This is a genomic window from Streptomyces sp. NPDC037083, from assembly GCF_055606485.1.
In genome coordinates this window covers 668,850-688,671 of the sequence record NZ_JBVJSQ010000003.1, presented here as the reverse complement: position 1 = coordinate 688,671, position 19,822 = coordinate 668,850, and the positions used below count along the sequence as shown (strand labels likewise).

At 70.9% G+C, this 19,822-nt stretch carries 14 protein-coding genes; 7 read left to right on the top strand and 7 right to left on the bottom strand.

Annotated elements, in window-relative coordinates; genetic code table 11:
• Positions 1–124: 124 nt before the first annotated feature.
• Positions 125–1,147, top strand: coding sequence for a LacI family DNA-binding transcriptional regulator (locus tag ACZ7DE_RS11590; protein ID WP_470759835.1), 1,023 nt, complete (start codon positions 125–127; stop codon positions 1,145–1,147).
• 253 nt (positions 1,148–1,400) lie between these two features.
• Entirely contained in the window at positions 1,401–2,540 is a 1,140-nt protein-coding gene (locus ACZ7DE_RS11585; RefSeq protein WP_470759833.1) for a glycoside hydrolase family 12 protein, read from the top strand.
• 206 nt (positions 2,541–2,746) lie between these two features.
• Here the strand turns inward: ACZ7DE_RS11585 and ACZ7DE_RS11580 are convergent, their stop codons facing one another.
• From ACZ7DE_RS11580 to ACZ7DE_RS11570, 3 genes are all read right to left on the bottom strand, one after another.
• A complete protein-coding gene (locus ACZ7DE_RS11580; RefSeq protein WP_470759831.1) occupies positions 2,747–3,655 on the bottom strand; it encodes an expansin EXLX1 family cellulose-binding protein in 909 nt (302 codons plus the stop codon).
• A 260-nt stretch (positions 3,656–3,915) separates the two neighbouring features.
• Entirely contained in the window at positions 3,916–5,682 is a 1,767-nt protein-coding gene (locus ACZ7DE_RS11575) for an alpha-L-fucosidase (protein ID WP_470759829.1), read from the bottom strand.
• 432 nt (positions 5,683–6,114) lie between these two features.
• A complete protein-coding gene (locus tag ACZ7DE_RS11570) occupies positions 6,115–8,364 on the bottom strand; it encodes an MMPL family transporter (protein ID WP_470759827.1) in 2,250 nt (749 codons plus the stop codon).
• Between the two features lie 375 nt (positions 8,365–8,739).
• Between ACZ7DE_RS11570 and ACZ7DE_RS11565 the strand changes: the two genes are divergently transcribed.
• From ACZ7DE_RS11565 to ACZ7DE_RS11555, 3 genes are all read left to right on the top strand, one after another.
• Positions 8,740–10,146 (top strand): flavin monoamine oxidase family protein, encoded by a 1,407-nt coding sequence (locus ACZ7DE_RS11565; RefSeq protein ID WP_470759825.1) that lies wholly within the window; start codon positions 8,740–8,742, stop codon positions 10,144–10,146.
• Positions 10,147–10,219: 73 nt separating this feature from the next.
• The gene (locus ACZ7DE_RS11560) at positions 10,220–10,705 is read left to right on the top strand and encodes an SRPBCC family protein (protein WP_470759823.1); all 486 of its coding nucleotides are present in this window, start codon (positions 10,220–10,222) and stop codon (positions 10,703–10,705) included.
• A 95-nt stretch (positions 10,706–10,800) separates the two neighbouring features.
• Positions 10,801–11,919, top strand: a complete 1,119-nt coding sequence (locus ACZ7DE_RS11555; protein ID WP_470759821.1) for an AraC family transcriptional regulator — start codon at positions 10,801–10,803, stop codon at positions 11,917–11,919.
• A 37-nt stretch (positions 11,920–11,956) separates the two neighbouring features.
• On the opposite strand, the gene ACZ7DE_RS11550 is transcribed toward ACZ7DE_RS11555, so the two are convergent.
• Genes ACZ7DE_RS11550 through ACZ7DE_RS11540 form a run of 3 tightly spaced genes read right to left on the bottom strand, consistent with a single transcriptional unit; the run spans position 11,957 to position 15,587 of the window.
• Positions 11,957–13,354 (bottom strand): aldehyde dehydrogenase family protein, encoded by a 1,398-nt coding sequence (locus ACZ7DE_RS11550; RefSeq protein WP_470760104.1) that lies wholly within the window; start codon positions 13,352–13,354, stop codon positions 11,957–11,959.
• An 11-nt stretch (positions 13,355–13,365) separates the two neighbouring features.
• Positions 13,366–14,244, bottom strand: a complete 879-nt coding sequence (locus ACZ7DE_RS11545) for an SDR family NAD(P)-dependent oxidoreductase (protein WP_470759819.1) — start codon at positions 14,242–14,244, stop codon at positions 13,366–13,368.
• Complete coding sequence (locus ACZ7DE_RS11540) at positions 14,241–15,587, bottom strand: flavin-containing monooxygenase (RefSeq protein ID WP_470759818.1); 1,347 nt, start codon at positions 15,585–15,587, stop codon at positions 14,241–14,243. The genes ACZ7DE_RS11545 and ACZ7DE_RS11540 overlap by 4 nt, the downstream gene beginning before the upstream one ends.
• Positions 15,588–16,054: 467 nt before the next feature.
• Between ACZ7DE_RS11540 and ACZ7DE_RS11535 the strand changes: the two genes are divergently transcribed.
• Positions 16,055–17,995, top strand: coding sequence for an alpha-L-fucosidase (locus tag ACZ7DE_RS11535; protein WP_470759816.1), 1,941 nt, complete (start codon positions 16,055–16,057; stop codon positions 17,993–17,995).
• Positions 17,996–18,179: 184 nt separating this feature from the next.
• On the opposite strand, the gene ACZ7DE_RS11530 is transcribed toward ACZ7DE_RS11535, so the two are convergent.
• Positions 18,180–18,809 carry a TetR/AcrR family transcriptional regulator gene (locus ACZ7DE_RS11530; protein ID WP_470759814.1) on the bottom strand — a complete coding sequence of 210 codons (630 nt, stop codon included), beginning with the start codon at positions 18,807–18,809 and terminating at the stop codon, positions 18,180–18,182.
• Positions 18,810–19,206: 397 nt separating this feature from the next.
• Here ACZ7DE_RS11530 and ACZ7DE_RS11525 point away from each other — a divergent pair, with 397 nt between their 5' ends.
• Positions 19,207–19,782, top strand: coding sequence for a class I SAM-dependent methyltransferase (locus ACZ7DE_RS11525; protein ID WP_470759812.1), 576 nt, complete (start codon positions 19,207–19,209; stop codon positions 19,780–19,782).
• The last annotated feature ends 40 nt before the right edge of the window (positions 19,783–19,822 follow it).

Genomic DNA, 19,822 nt, shown 5'->3' with positions numbered 1-19,822 from the left:
TCGGGACGGGAGCGCTCCCAAATCAGTGCGCTCAGAGCGCTCCCCCGATCCTGTGCCCCTGGTGAAGGCATGTGCTCTCCCGCCTCCGGCCGGTAAGATCGGTGATCTCGTGGGGGAGGTGGCCATGGGCAGACGACGCCCGGAGACACCGACGCTGGAGGAGGTGGCCGCCCACGCGCGGGTGGGAAGGGGCACGGTCTCCCGCGTCATCAACAACGCGGCGGGCGTGAAGGAGTCGACCCGTCGCGCTGTACAGCGAGCCATCGAGGAACTGGGTTACGTGCCCAACCTCGCGGCCCGCTCGCTGGCCGGGCGGCGCGCCGACGCCGTCGCGCTGGTCATGACGGAGCCGGACTGGCGGCTGTTCGCCGAGCCCTTCTTCTCCGAGATCGTCCGCTCGCTCGGTGACGCCCTGACGGACACCGGGATCCAGCTGATGCTGACCCTGGTCCGCTCGGACGCCGAGCGGCAGCGCTTCCTCGAGTACGCGCGCGGTGGCCGGGTCGACGGAGTCCTGCTGATGTCCGTGCACGCCGGCGATCCGCTGCCGGACATGCTCGCCGACGCCCGGCTGCCGACCGTGCTGCTCGGGCGCCGCTCGGGCGAGGAGTACGTCAGCTATGTCGACGCGGACAACATCGGCGGGGCCCGCAGTGCCGTCTCCCACCTTCTGCGCCAGGGCCGCAGAGTGATAGCGACCATCACCGGGCCGCTCGACCTGTACGCGGCCCAGTGCCGTTTGCGCGGCTACGAGGAGGCCCTGGCGCTGGCGGGCCTGGACCACGAGCCGACCCGGGTCGCCGAGAGCGACTTCACGGCGGAGAGCGGACGCCACGCGATGGCCGAACTCCTCGAACGGTACCCGGACATCGACGGCGTCCTCGCCGCCTCGGACACCACGGCCGCGGGAGCCCTGGAAGCGCTGCGCGCCGCCGGGCGCCGGGTGCCCGAGGACGTCGCCGTGATCGGCTTCGACGACTTTCCGCTGGCTCAGCGGACCGAACCGCGACTGACCACGGTGCGGCAGCCGATCGAGGACATCGGGCGCGCCATGGTCCGGCTGCTCCTGGAGGAGATGGAGGAGGGGGCCGTCGCCTGGCGTCACGTCATCCTCCGTACGGAGCTGGTGGTGCGCGAGTCGACCTGACCGGGCCGACCGACCCGCCCGGGGGAGCGCTGCCCCGAACCGGCGCGCCATGCCTCGTCGCCCTCGTCCGGCCCTGCGTCCGGCCTGCGTCCGACCTGCGTCCGCGAAATCGGTGGGGCGGCTTCATGTCCGCAGTCTTGTCAGGGAGTTGAACCGTCCCTACAGTCCCTGCCGAACCCACTTTTGGGAGCGCTCCCATTCACAAGGTTGCGGGAACCTTCCGTTTCCCCCCCACCCTCTGAAGAGGATCCGCATGCGTCCATCACCCCACCATGCCCACCGTGCGCGTGGCCTGCTCGGCGCGCTGCTCACCTCGCTCGTCTCACTCGCCGCGCTCTTGACCACGGCGTCGGCGGCGCAGGCCGACACCACGATCTGCCAGCCCTTCGGTTCGACGACCATCCAGGGCCGCTACGTCGTCCAGAACAACCGTTGGGGCACCAGCGCCACCCAGTGCATCGCCGTCACCGACTCGGGATTCAGGATCACCCAGGCCGACGGGTCCGTGCCCACCAACGGCGCCCCGAAGTCCTACCCGTCCGTGTACAACGGCTGCCACTACACCAACTGTTCGCCCGGCACGAACCTCCCCGCCCAGCTCCGGAGCATCTCCTCCGCGCCCACGGGCATCTCGTACGGCTACGTGAACGACGGGGCGTACGACGCCGCGTACGACATCTGGCTCGACCCCACGCCCCGCACCGACGGCGTGAACCGGACCGAGATCATGATCTGGTTCAACAAGGTCGGTTCGGTGCAGCCCGTGGGGTCCCCGGTGGGCAACGCCAGTGTGGCCGGGCGCGACTGGCAGGTGTGGTCCGGCAACAACGGCCAGAACGACGTGCTGTCGTTCGTGGCGCCGTCGGCGATCAGCAGCTGGAACTTCGACGTCATGGACTTCGCCCGGCAGGCCGTCTCCCGCGGACTGGCGCAGAACAGCTGGTACCTGACGAGTGTGCAGGCGGGTTTCGAGCCCTGGCAGAACGGCGCCGGCCTCGCCGTGAACTCGTTCTCCTCCACCGTCAACAAGGGCTCCTCCAGTGACCCGGGCAACCCCGGCAACCCCGGCGGCTCCACGGCCTGCAAGGTGACCTACGGGACGAACGTCTGGCAGGGCGGCTTCACCGCCGACGTCACCGTCGCCAACACCGGCTCCTCCTCCGTCAGCGGCTGGAAGCTCGCGTTCACCCTGCCGTCCGGGCAGCAGATCACCAATGCCTGGAACGCGAACCTGTCCGCGTCGTCCGGGGCCGTGACGGCGAGCAATGTGTCCCACAACGGTGAGATCGCGGCCGGCGGCCAGGTGTCCTTCGGGTTCCAGGGCTCCTTGAGCGGCGCCTTCGCCAAGCCCTCCGGCTTCAGCCTGAACGGCACGGCCTGCAGCACCGCGTGACGCATGGTCACCCTCCGGGGGCTCGCCCGGCCACTCGCGCCGACGACTCGCGCCGGCCGGCGAGCCCCCGGAGGCCGCACGGCTGCTCCCCCGCTCCACAGCGTTGCCCCCCTTCGTCGAAGCCGACGCCGGGCTCGAACCGGGCTTCGTTCCCGGTCGAGCCCGGTCGACGGCTGGTGCGGAGGGGGCCGCTGCCGGTGGCGGGGTCAGTGCCGTGCGAACTGGACCCGCGTCGGCTGCACCGCTTCCGGACGCAGGGCCGTCCCGTTGACGGTGAGCCGTTCTCCGTAGATGTCGGTGAGCCTGATCGCGCCGCCGCACCCGCCGCCGTCGGGAGAGAGGAAGTAGTTGTAGGCGGTGCGGGTGAGTTGGCGCCAGCCGCTGCCGGTGCGGACCTCCAGCCGGGCGAGCGGGTTGCGGTGGCCGATGGCCTGGATCGCGCACCAGTAGGGGTTGGAGCCGGTCTTGTAGCGGATCGAGATCGTGTCGGACGTGCTGGGGCTCAGCAGACGCCAGGTGATCGCGAGCCGGCCGGTCGAGGTGGGGGCCAGTTTGGCGAAGGCCTGTTCGCTGAGGTCGAGTTGCCCGGGCGCACAGGGCAGCGGGCATTCGTTGGTGATCCGCACCGTCACGGTCGCTCCGTTCGCCGCGCGGACGAACACGTACGCTCCGCAGGCCTTGGACGTCTCGTAGTCGGTGGTGTTCATCGCCGCGATCATCATGTCGCTGCTCGGTCCGTACGAGCAGGCGCCGTCCCCCACCCCGGCCTGATAGACCGTGGCGACCCCCTGGTAGGTGACCTTGGGCCGGACGCGGACGGCCAGGGACGCCGTGGCGGGAGCCTTCTTCGGGGAGGCCGGCGACGACGACGGCGACGCCGACGGTGTCGCCGAGGCCTTGGAGGTCGTGGCGGTGGCCGACGGGGTCGCGGAGGCGGCAGACGGGGAGGCCGAGGAGGGCTTCCTGGGCGGCGACGCCGGCGGGAGCGTCTCCTGGGAGTTGGCCACGGCCGTGGCCGGAGCCTGCCCCGCGTCCTCCTTGCGGTCGGGTTGCATCGTCATGGCCAGGCAGACGAGAAGACCGGTGACGGCCAGCCCCGCAGTGGTGCCCACCATCAGCCCGCGTCTGCGCCTGCGACGCCGCGCGGCCTGGCGTGTTTCTTGCATGTCCATCCGTTCGGAAGAGCGTGTCGGTCTTGCACTGCTCAGTGGCCGCCGGAGGCGAAAAGGTTGCCGCGTATTTTCCTGTGGGTCGGATCCCGGGACGTCCGCAGCCGGATGGGGGCGCCGGCCGGGGGCGCGGCCACGTCCGCGCCCCCTCGCCGGGCGGCACGGGCCGGGGCGGCGGGGCATGGGCCCGCCGCCCCGGGGGCCGCTCAGCCGATCTTGGTCATGTTCCACTGCTGCGGGGAGCCGCCGTTGGGGGTCCACTGGATGACCTGGGTGTTGTCCGCGCTGTTGTTGGCGTTGTCCAGCGCCTTTCCGCTGTGTCGGTTGATGAGCCGGAACGCGCCGTTGCCCAGCGCGGTGACGGCCCACTGCTGCTGACGACTGCCGTTGTCGGACCGCTGCACCATCACTGCGCTGTCGGAGGTGCTGTTGTTGTCGTCGAGGGCCTTGCCACTGCGGACGCAGACCAGCTTGTAGTAGCCGTGGCCCAGGTCGGTGACCGTCCACTGCTGCGGCGAGCCGCCGTTGGCGGTCCACTGGATGATCGGGCTGCCCTCGTTGCCGATGTTGGCGTTGTCGAGAGCCTTGCCGCTCTGGGCGCAGATCAGCCGGTAGACGCCGCCTGCCAGGACGGCCGGCATGCCGTTGACCTCCACACAGACCACGGAGTCGTTCGCGTTGGGCGCCGTGCCCGGCACGCTGACGTTGATCTGCCCGCCACTGACCCAGTAGTTGAGGTTGGTGCCGGGGTTGTTCATCAGGTACACGCGGTTGATCGTGTTGTACACCGCCGGGATCTGCAGGGTGCCGCCCGTGGGCCAGTTGAACACGTGGGCGAAGAGCTTGCCGTTCTTCTTGGTGATCTTGCCCCAGGACGGCTCGGTGGCGAAGGGGCTGCCGCTGGTGCCGTGGACGCTGTCGCTGTGGGTGGCCATCCACGAGGCCAGGCCGTTCAGGACGGTCACGGATCCGGGCGTCATGGAGCCGTCGCCCTTGGGGCCGATGTTGAGCAGGTAGTTGCCGTCCCGGGAGATGACGGTGACCATCTCCCGGATGATGTCCTTGACGGGGCGGTAGAGGCCCTCCGCCCAGTCGGTGTAGCCCCAGTTGCCGTTCATGGTGGCGCAGGTCTCCCACGGCCGGTCCATCGGCTCGGCGGGAACGGTCTGCTCCGGGGTGATGAAGTCACCGAGGCCCTGATCACGCTTGACACGCTCGTTGATGACAAGACCGGGCTTCTTCTGCATCAGCCAGTTGTACAAGTCCTGACCGTCGGACTTGGCCCACCAGTCGCACCAGTCGCCGTCGAACCACAGGATGGCCGGGTCGTAGCGGTCCAGCAGTTCCTGCAGTTGGCCCTTCATGTCGTTGATGTAGCCGGCGCGGGCCGCCGGGTCGATGGTCGAGTCCCAGTTGCCGGGACGACAGGTCTGCGAGGGGTGGTTCCAGTCCATGATCGAGTAGTAGAGCCCGAACTTGATGCCCCGGTTGGTGCACTCGGTCTTCAACTGGGCCAGCAGGTCGGGCTGGAAGTTGCCGTAGTCGTGGAGGTTGTACTGCTTGGTCCCGGTGGTGTCCTTGAAGCCCGCGACGTCGGAGTCCCACATCGCGTAGCCCTCGTGGTGCTTGGCCGTGATCACGAGGTACTTCATGCCGGCGTTCTTGGCCAGTTCGGCGATCTGGGCGGCGTTGAAGGTCGACGGGTTGAACGGCTTGCTCACATTGTTCTGCCAGTCGGACTTGGTCCAGTTGTTCTGGCTGAACTCCCACTCGCCCTTGCCGTAGTAGGAGTAGGACCCGAAGTGGATGAACATCCCGAACCGGGCCTGGTACCACCAGTCCAGCTTCGCGTCGACGGTGTAGGCCTCGGCCGTGGTGGGCCACAGGGCCTGCGGCAGACCGAACGCCACGGTACCGCCGGCGAGAGCTGCGGCCTTGATGAGGGAACGCCTGCTGAGGGGAGCGGAGGACATCGTGCGGCTCCTGGAAGGTGAAGGACACAAGGTGTCGGTGACTGCTTGTTCGCGACACCGCGCAACGGCGGAATACGGCGGCTCGTGTCCGGCCGAGCTCACGCTCCCACGGACATCGGATGTATTAACAGCCACAGGGGCACCTCGTGTCCAGCGCCGGAGTGGAGAATTCCGAAAGTCCCCGTTCACGCCCCTGCGGCTCCATAGGGCGCGAGGAGACCTCGGAGGTATATTGCGGTCCGGTTGAGGGCGGCGACGGCGAACACGGCGTCCGCCGCGGCCGGCGCCGGGCCGAGAACGGGTCGAGAACCGGGCCGAGCACCGGGTCGAGCGCCGTGGCGGTCCTCCGACGGCGGGACGAACCGGAGCCCCGGCCGGAGGCAGTGCCCTCGAGCCGGGGCCCGACGGGAGGTCCCGCGGGGTGCGCGCCGGTCAGCGGACCCGTTCGGTCCCCCTGGACTCCCTCTCATGGGCCTCCTGGGCACGCGTGCCCTCGGCCTCGCAGGTCGCCTCCGCCGCGTGGGCTTTCCGGAGACCGGTGCCCTCGACGTCGAGATCGGGCAGGACACGGCCCAGCCAGGCGGGGAGCCACCACGCGTGCCGGCCGGCCAGGGCGAGGACCGCCGGCACGAGGGTCATGCGCACGGCGAAGGCGTCGATGGCCACACCGGCGGCCAGTGCGAAGGCGATGGGCTTGATCAGGGCGTCGTCGAGGGGGAAGAACCCGGCGAAGACGGTGAACATGATCAGTGCCGCCGCGGTGACGACCCGCACGCTGTGCCGCGCGCCCTCGATCACGGACCGGCGCGCCCTGCCGGTGTGGACCCATTCCTCCCGCATCCCCGAGACCAGGAACACCTCGTAGTCCATGGCGAGCCCGAACAGCACGCCGATCAGGATCACCGGAAGGAAACTCACCACGGGACCGGTGTGGGCCAGGCCGAAGGCGTCCGCCAGCCAGCCCCACTGGAACAGGGCGACGACCGTGCCGAGCGAGGCGGCCACCGACAGCAGGAAGCCGAACGCGGCCTTGAGGGGGATGACCAGCGAGCGGAACACCATGGTGAGCAGGATCAGGCTGAGGCCGACGACGATGGCCATGAACGGCAGCAGGGAGTCGCTGAGCCGGTTGGAGACGTCGATGTTGACGGCGGTGGTGCCGGTGACCGCGACGGAGGCTCCGGTGGTCTCGCGGATGCCCGGCGCCGCGGCACGGATGTCGCGGACGAGCCTGTCGGTGCGGGGACTGTCGGGACCGGTCTCGGGGACGACCTGGATGACGGTCCGTGCGGGGTCGCGGGTGGGCTGGGGCGGCAGCACCGCCTTGACTCCCTTCAGGTCCCGCAGCTTTTGTGCCGCCCGAGCACCCGCCTGTGCGCCGGATCCGCGGCCGGTCTCGGTCAGCACCAGGAGCGGGCCGTTGAAGCCGGCGCCGAACTTGTCGCCGACCACGTCGTACGCCTTGCGCTCGGTGGAGGCGACCGGCGCCGAGCCGTTGTCCGGCAGGGCGAGACGCAGATCTGCCGCCGGCAGGGCGAGCACGGTGAGGAGGCCCACGACGGCCAGGACGGTCAGCAACGGCTTGGCGACGGCCGCCTTCACCCAGCGCGCGCCCAGAGTGGGCTTCGCGGTGGATCCGTCGGGGTCGACGGCTCGCCGGGCCGCCTTGCTGCCGGGCCTGGGGGCCAGCCGGGCCCCGGCGAATCCGGCGACGGCCGGGAGCAGGGTGATCGCGGCCAGGACGGCGACGAGGACGGCCCCGGCGGCCCCGAGGCCCATCGTGGTCAGGAACGGGATGCCGATGACTCCGAGCGCGGCCAGGGCGATGATCACGGTGCTGCCGGCGAAGACCACCGCACTGCCGGCCGTGCCGTTGGCCAGCGCCACGGACTCCTGCGGGTCCATGCCGCGAGCGAGCTGCCGACGGTGGCGCGAGAGGATGAACAGCACGTAGTCGATGCCGACGGCCAGACCCAGCATCAGTGCGAGAGTGACGGCCGTGGAGGAGACGCTGACCGCCGGGGCGAGGGCCAGCAGCCCGGTCAGCCCCACGGCCACCCCGATCAGCGCGGGCAGGAGCGACATGCCGGCGGCGAGCAGCGAGCCGAAGGTGACGACGAGGACGAGCAGGGCGACGGCGACGCCGATGATCTCCGACGGGCCGATGTGGACGCCGTTGCCGCCGAAGACGCTGCCGCCCACATGGGTCCTGAGCCCGCTGCGCTGTGCCGCTTCGGCAGCCTGCTCGATCGCGTCCAGCGACGAGGCGCGCACCTCGGCGCGCTGCGCGTCGTACTGCACCTGCACGATCGCGGTGGTCCGGTCGGCCGAGACGGCGCCGGAGGCGTCCGGGCCGATGACGGTACTGACCTGGGGCGCCTTCGCGGCCGCCGACTCGGCTTCGGCGATGACCGCCCGGTAGGGCCGCTCGGTGACGCGATGGCCCTCGGGGGCGACGAAGACGATCTGGGCCCCGGCTCCGGACGCCTCGGGCAGTGTCCTGCCGAGCGTGTCGAGCGCCCGCTGCGACTCGGTCCCCGGCACGGTGAAGCGGTCGTCGAGCTTGCCGCCGAAGACGCCGACGCACGTGACGAGCGCGGCCAGCACCACGAGCCAGATGCCGAGCACCAGCTTGCGGTGACGGTAGGCGCCGCGGCCCAGCCGATGGAGCAGGACAGCCATGACTGACTCCCAGAAGTGGGTGAGGGGATTCGCGGTCGTCTCGACGCGGACGCGGACGCGGGCGACACGGGCGCACCGGGATCGGGCGACTCGCGCGGCCGAGCGGTTGCGGGCACGGGGGGTGGCCCGACGCCGCGGTCGAAAGCCGCAGCGGCTGTCGGAGCCGCTGCGGTCATCTGACTTTATCAGGTGCTCAAGTCAAGTGAACTCGTCGGGCCTATTACTTGGCTCACTCCGCCCTACATATCTGCCCTGATCAGGGGTTTCATTCAAGTCAATCGACCAGATCAATCGACCCGACCTATCGACCTTGTCGACTGACAATGTCATCTGTAGGGTGAGGAGCACGCAACACCACCGAGGGCAGGAGTGATCATGAGCAGCACGCGGACCGCGGACGTCATCACGGCACGTCAGAGCCGCAGGGCGGACGCCGTGGTGATCGGGGCGGGGCTGGCCGGTCTGACCGCGGCACGGGAGCTCGTCGCGGCGGGCAAGTCCGTGGCCGTCCTGGAGGCCCGTGACCGGGTCGGCGGCCGGCTGCTGAACCACGATCTCGGCGACGGCCAGGTCACCGAGATCGGGGGGCAGTTCGTCGGCCCCACGCAGGACCACATCCTGGCGCTGGCCAAGGAGGTCGGTGTGGACACCTACCGGGCGGCCGTCCCCGGCGAGACCGTCTACGTCCGCGACGGCAAGGCCAAGCGCTTCTCCGGCCACACCCCGCCGGACCTGCTCGCCCTGCCGGACATGGGCATCGCCCTGGCGCGCATCGCCAAGGAGGCCGCCACCGTGGACCCGACGGCCCCGTGGCGGGCCCCGCGCGCCCGTGAACTCGACGCCATGACCTACGAGACCTGGCTGCGCAAGGCCGAGATCACCGGCGACGCCGTCGACATGATCAGCCTCTTCCTCAACTCGGCCTACGGCGGCGAGGCGCGCGACGCGTCCGCACTGTTCAGCCTCTGGTACGTCGCCACCTTCGGCGACGAGACCCACCCCGGCACCATGGAACGCGGCACCCGCACCACCGGCGGCGCCCAGGACAGCCGGTTCGTCGGAGGCTCGCAGCTCGTCGCCCAGCGGCTGGCCGAGGAACTCGACGGCCGTGTCCACCTGTCCGCCCCGGTACGGCGCATCAGCCAGGACTCCACCGGCGTCACCGTCGTCTCCGACACCGGGGACTGGCGGGCCGACCGCGTGATCGTCGCCGTCCCGCCGCTGCTCGCCGCGCGGATCGTGTGGGATCCGCTGCTGCCGCCCCAGCAGGACCAGCTCTACCAGCGGCTGCCGTTCGGCACCCTCATGAAGTGCGTCGCCGTCTACGACAAGCCGTTCTGGCGCGAGGACGGCCTGTCCGGCATGGGCCTGCTGCGCGGCGGCTCCCCCATCCGCGAGATGTTCGACAACACCCCGCCCGACGGCGGGCCGGGCGTCCTCATGGGCTTCCTCGGCGGCCGGGAATGGCGCAAGTGGGCCCACCGCCCGGCCGCCGAGCGCCGCGGGGCGGTGCTGCGCTCCTTCGCCCAGGTCGTCGGGGACCGGGCCTTCGACACCGTCGACTACGTCGAGCAGGACTGGACCGCCGAGCAGTGGACCCAGGGCGGCCCCACCTCCGTCGCCGCCCCCGGCGTGCTCGGCGACTTCGGACCGTGGATGGGCCGGCCCTTCGCCCGTGTGCACTGGGCGGGCGCCGAGTTCTCCCCGTACTGGAACGGCTTCATGGACGGCGCCGTCCGCTCCGGCCGGCACACCGCCGCCGAAGTCCTGGGCCGGGACTGACCACCACGAGCACCGCCGAAGACACCGACAGACGAAGACACCGACAACAGACTCCGAGAAAGGCAACACCGCGATGAACACGTACGTGGTCACCGAGCAGGCCGTCGTCAACGCACCCGTCGGACGCGTCTGGGACGTCGTCTCCCGCACCGACCGGTACGCCGAGTGGGTCGCCGGAGCGATCGAGGTCACCGACCACCACGGCGTCGCCACCGTGGGCAGGACCTACGCCGAACGCAACCGCACGCTCGGCCCCCTGAAGACCGACTCGGTCTGGACGGTCAGGGAGATCGAGCCCTTCAAGCGCCGCGTCGACACCGGCACCGGATTCGCCCCGCTCCAGAACGTGACCAGCGTCTTCGAGTTCCGGCCGTCGCAGAGCGAGGACGGCCGGGAGACCACGGAGATGGTCTACCAGGTCGAGTACGCCATCGGGCTGGGGCCACTGGGCGACCTGCTGAACCGCGTCCAGGAGCCGGGGATGCGGGCCGCGATGCGCGCCTCCATGACCAACCTCGACCGGTTGCTCCGCTCGGAGAACTCGACCACCGCCCGCTGACGGGCGAACCCGGATTCGCCCTGGCCGGGCGGCAGTTGCAGGTGAGCGGCGACGGACAGTGCACACGGTGTCCGTCCGAGGAGAAGGTGAGTGCGATGTCCCCTGCCCCCGGCGCGGCAGAGCCTTCCGGGACCAGCCGCAGCACGTCGGCGACGATTCAGCCGAACATCCTGCGCTATCTCGTCGTGGTCGCCGACGACCTCGGTGTCGATCTGCGCCCCCTGCTGCGGCAGATGGGACTCGACGAGACGGTCATGCGCTCCGCCGCCCTGCGGGTGTCGTACCGGCAGGGCAGCGCGGTGATCCGCCGTGCGCTGGAGCTCACCGGCGACGAGCGCCTGGGGCTGCGGGTCGGCGCGGCGCAGCACCTGACCGCATGGGGACTGGTCGGCTTCGCCCTGATGGCCGGTGACACACTGCGGCACGCCATCGAGACCGGGGTGAAGTACCAGAACCTGTCCGGGACGATGGTGGTGTGGTCGGCCGGGGCGAGCGAGGAGGACGACGCCTTCGAGCTGCGCGCCGATCTTCCCGATCCCGCCATCGACCCGGCCGTGGCATCCTTCCTGGGCGAGGAGGCGTTCGCCGCCGTGGTCACCCTCTCCCGGCTGGCCGTCGGTCCCGGTTTCGCGCCGAGGGCGGTGGAGTTCTCCTTCCCCCCGCCCCGCCGGCCCGGTCCGGCCGAAGGCCCGTACCGGGGCGCGCACGACGGCTCGTACGAAGACCTGTTCCGCTGTCCGGTCCGCTTCTCCGCCCCCGCCAACCGCATGGTCATCGACCCCGAGTGGGCCCGCACCCGGATGCCCGGACGTGATCCGGTGAGCTACGCGTCGACGCTGGAGACGCTCGACGCGCAGATGGCTTCCCGCCGGGACCAGCAGGATCTGCTGGAGGTGCTGGAGATCTCCGTCGCGCAGGGCCTGCCGGCGGTGCCGTCGTTCAGTGAGCAGGCGCGGCGGCACGCGACGAGCGAGCGGACGCTGCGCCGTCGGCTGGCCGACTGCGGCACGACCTACGAGGCACTCGTCGAGGGAGTGCGCCGGGAACGCGTCGAACAGCTGTTGCTCCGCCCGGAACTGACACTGCGCGACATCGCCCGCCGGGCAGGGTTCTCCGACGAGCGAGCACTGCGCCGCGCGGTGCGCCGCTGGCACGGCGCCTCCCCCGTGCAGCTGCGGGCGCGGATGCTGCGGGCGGCGGGGCGCACGCCGTGATCTGCCGGACGTCGCGCCGGCCGGTCGCCGGCCCGGGTCAGCGGGTGCGGATCCAGATCGTCTTCTCCCGGGTCCACTGTCCGAAGGCGTCGGTGGACTTCTCCACGCCGCCGAATCCCGACTGCTTCCAGCCGCCGAACGGCGTGGTGATGTCACCCTCGCTGTAGGCGTTGACGGAGACCACGCCTGCCTCGATGCCGTGGGCCAGCCGCAGCGCGGTGTCGAGGTCGCGGGTCCAGACCGAGGCGGCGAGCCCGTACTCGGTGGCGTTCGCCCGGCGTATCGCCTCGTCCTCGGAGGCGAAGGTCTGGACGGTGACGACCGGGCCGAACAGCTCCCTGGTGAGGACGTCGCTGCCGTCGGGGGCCCGGGTGATCACGGTGGGCGGGTAGTAGGCGCCCCGCGGAGGCAGCCCATGGGGCAGTCCCCCGGTGTGGATCTGCGCTCCGCCGGACCGCGCGGCCTCCACGGCTCCGGACACCCGGTCGAAGGCTGCGCGGTCGATGAGCGGCCCCATCCGGGTGCGCGGGTCCGCCGGGTCACCGATGACGAGGTCTCGCGCCGCGGCCGTGAACCGCTCGAGGACCTCCTCCGCGATACTGCGGTGCGCGAGGATCCGGGAGCCGGCCGTGCAGTTCTGTCCCATGGTCAGGAACGCGGCCTCGATCATGTCGCCGATGAGCTCGTCGCCGAAGGAGAGCGCGTCGGCCATCAGCACCTGCGGGCTCTTGCCGCCCATCTCCAGCGACACGCGCTTGAAGTTGCTCTCGGCCGCGTCCTTGAGGATGCGGCGGCCCGTCGTGGTGGACCCGGTGAAGGAGAGCGCCCCCACCAGGGGGTCGCTGGCCAGGGCCGCCCCGGCCTCCGCGCCGTACCCGGGCAGCACCGTGAGCACCCCGTCGGGCAGGCCGGCCTCCGCGGCGAGCGCGGCCAGGTGGAGGGCCGAGCGCGGGGTCGCCTCCGCCGGTTTGACCAGCAGACAGTTGCCCGCGGCCAGGGCCGGCCCGACCTTCCACGCGGTCATGGCCAGCGGGTAGTTCCACGGCAGGATCGCCGCGCCGACCCCGACCGGTTCGCGGCTCATGAGCCCGAGACCGTCCGGGCCGCCCGGCGCGACCCGGCCGAAGACCTTGTCGGCCGCCTCCGCGAACCAGCGGACCGACTCGATGGCGCCCGGTACGTCGCCCGTACGGCACTCCGTGATCGGCTTGCCCGCGTCCTCGCTGTCCAGCCGGGCGAGGATCTCGGCGTCGCGTTCCATCAGGCCGGCCAGCCGCAGCAGCACCGCGCCGCGCTCCCGGGGCGGCAGCCGCGACCACACGCCGGTGTCGTGGACCTGCCGGGCCCGCTCGGCGGCCTTGGCGACGTCCTCGGCGCTCGCGGCGGGCAGGGTGGTGATCGCCTCGCCGGTGGCGGGGTTGACGACGTGCAGCATCCCGTTCGCGGTCACGCGTCCTCCACCAGTTCCCAGCGCCCGTCGGTCCGGCGGGCCAGTCCGCGTCGGCGGAGCTCCTGCAGATAGCGCGCCATGCCGCGCTCACCGCGCTTGCGGAACAGCGGGAAGGCACGGGGCAGCAGGTTCGGCGTGAGCATCGCCAAGCGCACCAGACGGGACTCGCCCGGCTTGGGGTAGGCCTCCAGCCGAGGCCTGTCCAGCAGGCTCACCACGGCCGCGACGACGTCTTCGGGCTGCTGGGGCGGATCCTGGAACTGCAGGGAGTTTCCCCCGTCCACGGCCTCCTGACGCAGCATCCGGGTGTCGGTCGCCGACGGCAGCACCGACCCGGCCAGAATGCCCTTGCTCCTCAGGTCGAGCCCGATGGCCAGCATCGCGCCCCGCAACCCGAACTTGGAGGCGGTGTAGATCGGGGTCTCGCCCAGCGGGAAGATCCCGCCGAGGGAGACCGTGGTGACCACTCTCGCGTCCCCGGAGGCCCGGAGAAGGGGCACAGCGATCCGGGTCGCGACCAGCGGTGAGGTCAGGTTCAGGGCGATCTCCCGCTCGATGCTCTCGACGCTGCGGACGTCGAAGCGTTCCGCGCTGGTCATGCCCACGTTGTTGACGAGCACGTCGAGACGGCCGTGTTCCTCCGCGACCGCCTCGAACAGCCGCTCCACCTGGGCACGGTCCGTCAGGTCGCAGCCGACGCCGGTGTGCCCGGCGCCCGGAAGGTCCGCGGCCACCTTCTCGGCGCGCGTCCCGTCGATGTCGACCACGACGCAACGCGCGCCGCCGGAGGCGAAGCGACGGCACAGCGCGCTGCCGATGCCGCCCGCGCCGCCGGTGACCAGCATGATCTTGCCGGTGAAGTCGAACCCCTTCATACCGCCGCCCCCGTCCGGCCCAGGGACCGTGCCTGCGGAGGCCGGCCCTCGGTCCGCCAGCCCATCGCCGCCGCGACCTTGCCCAGGTACCTCACGAAGGCCGCGCTGTCGACGTAGCCGGTGTGCCGGGGAGAGTCGACGAACTTCAGCCCGCCGGAGAGGTCGGGCCGGTCGGCGCGGATCATCCGGGCGAACCGCTCCGCGTTCGGCAGTCGGTGCCGTGTGTCGGAGAGGTACCCGGCGATCAGCTGCGCCTGCATGTCGAAGAGCTGGTAGGCGCCGGAGTTGGTCTCCACGAAGCCGATGCCGAACAAGCCCTCGTGCTCGCGTGAGAAAGCCGACAGGTACAGGTCCGGGTGCTGCTCCTCGCCGAAGTACCGCTGGGCGACCGGCACCCTGTGCACATAGCCCGTGGCCAGCAGGACGAGATCGAAGTCGTCGCTCGTGCCGTCGGTGAAGTGCACGGTCCTGCCCTCGGTGCGGGCGATCCCGGGCCTGGCGGTGATGTCGCCGTGCTGGAGGTGGTGGATGAGCAGCGAGTTGACGGCCGGGTGGGTCTCGAACAGTCTGTGGTCCGGCTTCGGCAGGCCCAGCCGCGCGGGGTCGCCGTTGACCACCCGCAGGAGGGCGCCGAAGATCCTCTGCGCCAGCCACATCGGCAGGTGCGGCCCGCTGTCGGCGAGGGTGTCCACCGGCCGGCCGAACAGATGCTTGGGAATGAACCAGTAGCCGCGTCGCATGCTGATCACCGCGTGGTCCGCGCTGCGGGCCGCGTCGCACGCGATGTCGCAGCCCGAGTTGCCCGCGCCCACGACCAGGACCCGCCTGCCCCGCAGTTCCTCCGCGCTGCGGTAGCCGACGGTGTGCCGGACCTCCCCGCTGAACTCACCCGGCAGTTCGGGGATGTTGGGGTGCCACTGCGAGCCTGTGCACACGACGACCTGCCCGTGCACGCTCCTTCGCCCGTCGGCCCGGGTGACCGTCCAGGTGCCGTCCGCGTTCTTCTCGACGTCCTCGACCTCGACGCCGAACTCGATGCGCCCGGTCAGCCCGTAGGCGTCGGCGAAGGACCGCAGGTACGACAGGATCTGCCGGTGGGGCGGGTAGTCCGCGTAGTGGTCGGGCATCGGGAATCCGCCGAATCCCGACAGGGTCCGGCTCGAGATGAAGTGGGCCGACTCGTACATGGGGCTGCCGGGATTGTCGATGTCCCAGATGCCGCCGGGACCGGTGTGCCGCTCCAGGTGTGTGTACGGCAGGCCCCGCTCCACCAGGGCCCTGGCGACCGCCAGCCCGGCGGGGCCCGCCCCGACCACACACGTGTCCAACTGGCTTTCCTTCACGGGCCTGCCTCCTCGTTCGTCCCGTTTCACGGGCGTTGGAGGAAACGTATGCACCCGCGGCGCGGCGGGAACTGACCCGCGCGGCCACGGACCGGACCTCAGCGGCCGCGCGCCACGGCCTCCGCCGGCGCAGGGCCCAATGTGCCGGGGCGACCGCTACCGACCGGCCTTCGGACACGACGGCGAAAGCAGACATGCCATGTCTGACCAGAAATCCGAGGCGTGATACCCCCTATATCGGTCAAAGGGCCGTCCGTACTTGGCATTTCATCCCTCCACACTGTTGACATCCCGGTGTTGCATACCGGAACTTCGTGCGTAACATCTGGCGCCCCAGACCCGTGAGTGCGGGGGCCGTGTCCTGTGCACTCGGCGGGCATGCCCTGTCACGTTCCACCCGGCCGGAAACATCCGGCTCCCTGGAAGCGGGCCCGCGGCGCCGAGACCACCGAGCTGGGAGTGAGTGCATGCCGTCAGGAAACCTGTCCCGCCGCACGCTGCTCGGGGCCGCCGGCGCCGCTGCCGCCGCGACGGTGCTGCCCGTCGCGCCCCCCTTCTCGGGCCTGGCGTCCGAGGCGGCGGCCGACTCCCAGACCGGTCTGAGCAACCTGGTGAACATGCGGTTCGGCATGTTCAACCACTTCAACATGGGGACGTTCACCAACGAGGAGTGGGCCGCCCCGAACCAGAACCCCGCCCTGTTCGCCCCCACGGCCGTGGACTGCGCTCAATGGGCGGCCGCCGCCGCGGCGGCGAAGATGAGCTATGGCGTGCTGACGACCAAGCACCACGACGGCTTCTGCCTCTGGCCCACCGCGTACAACGACTACAACGTCGCCAACAGCCCCTATCGGCAGGACATCGTCGCCCAGTACGTCGACGCCTTCCGGGCCAGGGGCCTGAAGGTGGGCCTGTACTTCTCGATATGGGACCGCAGCTACAGCGTGCAGGCGTACGACACCCGGCACGGCGTCGCAGCCGACCAGGTGATCGAGCCCCGCGACCTGACCTACATGCTGAACCAGATCACCGAACTGCTCACCGGCTACGGCACGATCGACATGTTCGTCACCGACGGCTACGCGTGGCAGATGGGCCAGCAGGCCGTCTCCTACCAGCGGATCCGCGAGCACGTGAAGTCGCTCCAGCCGGACATCGTCATGATCGACCACGGCGGGCTGTCGGTACCGTTCCTCGGCGACGCGATCTATTTCGAGGAGCCGCTGGGCATCACCTCGCCGGCCGGGAACACCTACGCCTCCATGCAGGGGCAGACGATCAGCAACGGCTGGTTCTGGCATCCGTCCACACCGACCGAGAGCCTGATGAGCAAGGCGTCGGTCCTGTCCCACCTGGCGGATCTGGAACCGAAGTACACCTCCTTCATCCTCAACTGCCCGCCCAACCGCAACGGCAGGCTGGACGCCAACGTCGTGGCGCGGCTCGCCGAAGTCGGGGCGGCGTGGAGCCCCGACGGTTCCCGGGCGCCGCTGCCGACGCAGATGCCACGGGCCGAGCACCCCGTGACCCCCGTCAGTGCTTACGCCACCGGATTCCATACCGGCGAGGGCCCGATGAACGCGATCGACGGGCTGAGCGACAAGGGCTTCGAGACCTGCTGGTCGACCTGGGGACTGTCCCCGTCCCTGCCGCACTCGATCACGATCGACCTGGGCGGGGTGTGGAGCAACGTCTCCACCCTCGAGTACCTGCCCAAGCAGTGGAACCGCAACAACTCCACCGACGGCGACATCACTTCGTACACCGTCTCGACCAGCACCGACGGCACGGTCTTCACCCAGGTCGCCGCCGGTACCTGGGCCGGCGGCCATGTCACCAAGGTCGCCGAGTGGAGCGCGAGGAACGTCGGGTTCGTGCGGATCCAGGCCACCGCCGCCACCGGCGGATACGCCAACGTGGGCAACGTCCGGATCGGCGGCAGGTCCGCCAGGCCCGTGCTGGTGTCGCAGGTCCTGCCGGGCAACGGAACCGTCTACCGACTGGTCAACCGCAACAGCGGCCAGGTGGCCGACGTGAGCCGGAACGACACCGCCAACGGCACCGACGTCATCCAGTGGCCCTGGCAGAACCAGGCCAACCAGAAGTGGACGTTCACCGCCACCGGCGACGGCTACTACAAGATCAAGAGCGTCAGCAGCGGCAAACTCCTGGAGGTGGCCGGCCTCTCGCGCGCAGACGGCGGAAAGGTGGGCATCTGGTCGGACGACAGCGTTTTCCAGCAGCACTGGGCCGTGACGCCCACCGGTGACGGCCACTACTGCCTCACCAACCGCCTCAGCGGACTGTCGCTCGACGTCGCCGGAGCCTCGACCGCCAAGGGCGCCGCCGTCCAGCAGCTGACGTACAGCCGGGCGACCCGGCAGCAGTGGCAGATCCTCGCCGTGTGACACACCGGCGGCCCACCGCGCCCCGGCAGCGGTGAGCGCCGCCGCCCCGCCACCACCGCCGTCCCACCGCCTCCGCCGTCCCGCCCGGCTCCGCCGGGCCACCGGCCTCTGCCGGGACGCCGGCCGGGGCGGGCGGCGGAATCACTCCGGCTCCTGTCGACGTCAAGGCGGGCCGGCCTCGCGCTCAGCCCGCCTTGACGCCGACAGCGGTGGGGTCGAGCCGGCCGTCGGCGAGCGCCACCACGGCGGAGACGAGGGCTCGCAGGCAGATCTGCTCGGCCTCTTCGTCGGGCAGCGACAGGTGCTGCACCACGAGTCCGTCGAATCCGGCGAGGAAGTGGCGGGCAAGGGTCTTCGGGGGCTGGGCGAGCGTCTGTCCCGTTCGCTCGGCCGCCTCGGACACCACCCTCGCCGCGACCTCGGTCACGTCACGGTAGTGACCTTGCAGTGCCTCGGTGAGAGAAGGGGTGCGCAAGGCGAACATCGTCAGTTCCGTCAGCAACTGGTGGCTCGCCGGCTGCTCGCGCACGGTGTGCCACAGCGCGCCCGCCAGGGTCTCGACGGTCGCCTCGAATCCCCCCGTCTCGGGAGTCGCCTGCTCGACCTGCGAGATCAGCTCCGCGGTGAGCTTCTCCATGACGGCGCGGTACAGCCCCTCCTTCGTGCCGAAGGTGTAGTGCACGGTGGCCTGGGCCACGCCGAGCTCGGCCGCGATGGCCCGGGTGCTTCCGGCGGCGACACCCTCCCTGGTCATGAGGTCGATGGCCGCTTTGATCAGCTGGGGGCGGCGTTCAGCCGCGGAAACGTGAGCCATGAAGGGATTATATCGACTTAGTCCATCGATCAAGTTGAGCGACCAGATGACCGTCAGGCAGCCCGGACCGCGGGCGGGCGGAGTCGAGCGGGCGTAGCGGCCCGCCGGCTCACGCAGGTGGTCGACGAGTTCCGCGGGCTCCGTGACGTCGAAGTCGAAGGCAGGCCGCCTGCCGGCGAGGCGCCGCGGTCCGTTCGGCGCGCCTGGGCGGCCCACGTCGGCCCTCGGCCGGCCCTCGCCCCGCCCGCGCACGGCCCGACGTGGCCCGGACGGCTCGAGGGGCCCGTCCGTGGAGAACGGCTCCGACGCTGTTGACGACCTCGAGCACGCCCTGAGCTCGCCCGCGTACCGTTGGCGCCCGCGACAGGACCGCGACGCCGCCCCGGGAAGGACGCCCGTGACCAGCTCTCCGCAGACCTACTGGGAGCCGCTGTGGTCGGGCGGCCGCCGCTACCGTCGGCTCGCCGACGCCGAGTTCGCACTGCTGGCCGAGCACCTCGGCCCCGGCGAGGGGCGCCCCGCTCTCGACATCGGCAGCGGTGACGGCGCCCTGGCCCGCCACCTGCACCACGGGCTCGGCTACCGCACGACCGGCCTCGACTGCGCGCCCAGCGCCGTCGCCCTCGCCGCCGCCCAGGACATCGCCCCCGGCGCCGGACCGACCTGGCGATGCGCGGACATCACCACCACCGACCTCGACGCCTTGCCGGACCCGTCGTACGCGGCCGTCACCTGCCGCCTGGTCTACCGGTGGATGGACGACAAGCCCGCCTTCCTCGACCGTGTGCGCCGGCTCCTGGCGCCCGGCGGGTGCTTCTGGGTCGTCGCCGAGATCGCCGGCCGGCGCGGGGACGGCGACACCCTCAAGGGGCTGGGCATCACCGCCGCCGAAGCCGAAATCCTCACCGCGGGCTGGTCGGTCGTCCGCACCGCCGACCTCGACGTCCTGCGGTGCGACGCCCTGCGGCCCTGAGCTCCTGCGCGGGAGGGGGCTGCGCCTTCCCGCGCCGGGA